Origin of the sequence: Streptomyces sp. NPDC001292 (assembly GCF_042896465.1) — a bacterium.
In the GTDB taxonomy this organism is placed as follows: Bacteria; Actinomycetota; Actinomycetes; order Streptomycetales; family Streptomycetaceae; genus Streptomyces.
The window spans coordinates 1-4,715 of record NZ_JBIAXG010000113.1; the positions used below are offsets into that span (position 1 = coordinate 1).

A 4,715-nucleotide genomic window follows, 5' to 3' on the forward strand; every position below is an offset into this window, starting at 1 on the left:
GCCGACAGGCCGCTCTCCCGCACCCGACCCAGCAGCTCACGGAACGTCGGATCACCCGACAGGTCCGTCCGCAGCACCAGCGTGTTGACGAAGAACCCGACCAGGTCGTCCAGCGCCTCGTCCGTACGCCCCGCCACCGCCGAACCGACCGGAATGTCGGTGCCCGCACCCAACCTGGACAGCAGCACCACCAGCGCGGCCTGCACCACCATGAACACCGTCACACCCTCGGCCCGCGCGACCTCCACCAACCGCGCATGCACCTCAGCCGGAATCTCCAGCGAAGCCTCGTGAGCACGGTGGCCGGCCACGGCCGGACGGGGCCGGTCATAGGGCAGCTCCAGTTCCTCCGGAACACCCGCCAGTGCTTCCCGCCAATAACTCACCTGACGGGACATCACACTCTCCCGGTCGCCCTCCTCACCCAGCAGGCCGCGCTGCCACAACGCATAGTCCGCGTACTGCACCGCCAGCGGCTCCCACTCCGGTGCCCGGCCCGCACACCGCGCCACGTACGCCGCCGACACGTCCCGGGCCAGCGGCCCCCTCGACCAGCCGTCCCCGGCGATGTGATGCATCACGACGACGAGGACTCTCCCACCCTCCCCCGCATCGAAGAGCCAAGCCCTGAACGGGACCTCGACCGCGAGATCGAAGGCGTACCTCTGTGCCGCGGCGACCGCACCGGCCAGCTCCTCCGGCGCCACATCCACCACCCGCAGCTCCCACTCCAGATCCTGAAGACCCACAACACGCTGGTACGGCTCTCCGTCCACCACCTCGAACACCGTGCGCAGCACCTCGTGCCGCCCCATCACATCCCGCAGCGCCGCACCCAGCGCGTCCGGGTCAACGCCGCCACTGAGCCGTACCGCGATCGGAATGTTGTAGGTCGGGCTGGGGCCCTCCAACTGGGTGAGGAACCACAGGCGTTGCTGCGCGAACGACAGCGGCACCCGCTCCGGACGCTCCCCGGCCGCCGTCAGCGCCGGCCGGGCCTCGTGGGCGTCGTCCAGTGTGCCGGCGAGGCCGGCGACCGTCGGCGCGTCGAACAGGTCCCGGATCTCGACCTCCACGCCGAGCACGGCCCGGATGCGGCTGATGAGCCGTACCGCCAGCAGCGAGTGGCCGCCGAGTTCGAAGAAGTCGTCGTCGACGCCGACGCTCCCCAACCCCAGGACCTCGGCGAAGGCCCCGCACAACAGCTCTTCCCGCACGGTGGCCGGTCCGCGACCCGTACCGGCCGCGGCGGCGTAGTCGGGGGCGGGCAGTGCCTTGCGGTCCAGCTTGCCGTTCCCGGTGAGCGGCAGTTCCTCCAGGACGACCACGGCGGACGGCACCATGTGGTCCGGCAGCCGCTTGGCGGCGAACTGCCGTACCGCCTCGGGCAGCGCGTCGAAGGGCTCGTCCAGGTCGTCGGGAACGACATAGGCGATCAGACGCGTGTCGCCCGGGCTGTCCTCACGGGCCACGACCGCGGCCTGGGCGACCTCCGGATGCGCGGCGAGTGCCGCCTGGACCTCACCCGGCTCGATGCGGAATCCGCGCACCTTCACCTGGTCGTCGGCCCGGCCGAGGAACACCAGCCGGCCGTCCGCGCCCCAGCGGGCGCGGTCGCCGGTCCTGTACATCCGTTCGCCCTGGGTGCCGAAGGGGCAGGCCACGAAACGCTCCGCGGTCAGTCCGGCACGGCGGACGTAACCGCGTGACAGTTGTGCACCGGCGATGTACAGCTCTCCGGCCACGCCCACCGGTACCGGCGCGAGGGACGCGTCGAGCACGTAGAAGCGGGTGTTGGCGACCGGCGTGCCGACCGGGACGGTTCCGCCGGCCACGAGCTGCGGCGTCAGGGGTGTGGTCGCGGCACCGATGGTGGCCTCGGTCGGCCCGTAGTGGTTGAACACCTGTCGTGTCCCGGCCGCGTCGACCAGTTCACGCGCCCAGTTCGGGGAGGCGGCCTCGCCACCGAGCACCAGGGACCTGGCGGGCAGTACGGCCTCCACGCCGACGCCCGCCGACAGCGCCGCCAGGTGCGAGGGAACCGCCTTCAGATAGTCGATCCGGTGCTCCGCGAGGTAGCCGGACACCGCCTCCGGGTCGGTGACCAGGTCCCCGTCCAGGACGTGCAGCTGCCCGCCGGTGGCCAGGCTCGCGAACACGAGTGTGTTGCCCAGGTCGGTGGCCTGTGCCTGGAGCAGCGCGTACCGGCCGCCCGTCTCGCCCAGGCCCACGCGGGCGGGCACCGAGGACACGTAATTGGCCAGGGAGCCGTGGGTGACGGCCACGCCCTTGGGGAGTCCCGTCGAGCCGGACGTGTAGATCACGTACGCCAGGCCGTGCGGCGGCAGCGGCACTTCGGGGGCGTCCGCCGGTGCCGCGGCCAGCTGCGCCGCGACCATCGGGTCGTCGAGCGCCACCATCCGTACGCGTCCCGCGGGGAGTTCGTCGAGGATCTCCTCGGTGGTCAGCAGCAGCACCGAACCGCTGTCCGCGAGCATGAAGCCGATCCGCTCGACGGGTTGCTCGGGGTCGATCGGCAGGTAGCCCGCCCCGGCCTTCCAGACCGCCAGAATCGCCGTGATCATGTCGGCGCCGCGGTCCAGGCACAGGCTCACCACCGACTCGCTGCCGACGCCATGGCCCACGAGGTAGCGGGCGAGCCGGTTGGCACGCGCGTCCAGTTCCGCGTACGACACCTCGGCGCCGCCGGCGACGATCGCCGCCGCGTCCGGGGTGCGCGCCGCCTGCTGCTCGAACAACGCGGTCACGGGCGTGTGGGTGAGCGGAGCCGCGGTGTCGTTCCATTCGGTGAGGACCAGGTGCCGCTCGTCGTCGCCCAGGACGTCGACCGCGGTCAGCCGCAGTCCGGGATCCGCCGCCACCGCCTGGAGCACCCTTGTCCAGCGGCGGGCGATGCGCTCGGCCGTCTCCGGGTCGAACAGGTCCGCGGCGACGGTCACCGTGCCGCGCAGCCCCGCCGGTGCGCCGTCGGAGTCGAAGGCCTCGCCCACCAGCACGTCGAGGTCGAACTTCGCCGAGGCCGTGCCCGTCGAGACCCCGGCCGGCTCGACACCGGGGAGGTCCAGCACCGCCTCGATGGTGTCCTGCTTCGTGAAGACGACCTGGAAGAGCGGGTGCCGGGCCAGGGAGCGCGTCGGGGCGAGTTCCTCCACCAGTCGCTCGAACGGCACGTCCTGGTGCGCGTACGCCGACAGCCCGGTCTCCCGCACGCGGGTCAGCACCTCGCGGAACGTCGGGTCGCCGGACAGGTCGGTGCGCAGTACGAGGGTGTTCACGAAGCAGCCGACCAGCCCGTCCAGCGCCTCGTCGGTGCGTCCGGCGACCGCCGAGCCGACCGGGATGTCGGTGCCGGCGCCGAGCCGCGACAGCAGCACCGCGAGCGCGGCCTGCAGGACCATGAAGACGGTCACTCCCTCGGCCCTCGCCAGTTCGGTCAGGGTGCGGTGCAGCTCCGCCGGGACCTCCAGGCGCACGCGGTGACCACGGTGTCCGGCCACCGCGGGGCGCTGCCTGTCGAACGGGAGTGCGAGCTCTTCGGGGGAGCCGTCCAGTGCGGTGCGCCAGTAGGCGATCTGGCGGGAGATCACGCTGTCGGGGTCCTGCTCGTCCCCGAGCAGCTGGCGCTGCCAGAGGGCGAAGTCGGCGTATTGGACGGGGAGTTCGGGCCACTGCGGGGCACCGCCCTCGGAGCGCGCCGCGTAGGCCAGGGACAGGTCCCGGGCCAGCGGCCCCCTCGACCAGCCGTCGGCCGCGATGTGGTGCAGGACGACGACGAGGACGTGCCTCTCCTGCCCGGCGTCGAACAGCCAGGCGCGGAAAGGCACGTCCACGGCGAGGTCGAAGGCGTACGCCGCCGCCTGTGCCACCGCGTCGTCCAGCTCCGCCGGGGCCACCTCGGCGGCCTGGAGGTCCCAGGCGAGGTCGTCGGCGGCGAGGACCTGCTGGTACGGCTCGCCGTCGGTTCCCACGGCGATCACCGTGCGCAGGGCTTCATGCCGGCCGAGGACGTCGCGCAGGGCGTGGGCCAGTGCCGCCCGGTCGACTTCTCCTGACAGGCGCAGCACGACGGGCATGTTGTAGGTGGCGCTCGGGCCTTCGAGCCGGCCGAGGAACCACAGCCGGCGCTGGGCGTACGACAGCGGCACCCGCTCCGGACGCACCGCTGCCTTCACCGCCGTCACCGCCGGCCGCGCCTGGTCCGCGTCGTTCAGACGTGCGGCGAGTCCGGCGACCGTCCGCGCCTCGAACAGCGCACGCAGCGACAGCTCGACGCCCAGCACCGACCGGATCCGGCTGAGCAGCCGCACCGCGAGCAGCGAGTGCCCGCCGAGTGCGAAGAAGTCGTCGTCGACGCCGACCCCGCGGAGCCCGAGGACCTCGGCGAACTCGGCGCACAGGATCTCCTCCTGGAGGGTCACCGGTGCTCGGCCGGGGGAGGTCGTGTACTCCGGGCGGGGCAGTGCCTTGCGGTCCAGCTTGCCGTTCACGGTCAGCGGCAGTTCGTCCAGGACGACGACGGCGGACGGCACCATGTAGTCGGGGAGGCCGGCGGCGACGCAGGCACGTACGGCCGCGGGAATCTGCTCCGGGTCCTCGCCGTCTGCGGGGACGACGTAGGCGACGAGTCGCTTGTCACCGGGGATGTCCTCCCGCGCGATCACCGCGGCCTGAGCCACCGACGCCTGCGCCAGCAG

General features: G+C 72.4%; 1 protein-coding gene. It reads right to left on the reverse strand.

Annotated features, from left to right (window positions below; all coding sequences use genetic code 11):
* Positions 1–4,715 (reverse strand): amino acid adenylation domain-containing protein (locus ACFY4A_RS42315; RefSeq protein ID WP_390834634.1); only part of this gene is annotated, 4,715 nt, incomplete at both ends.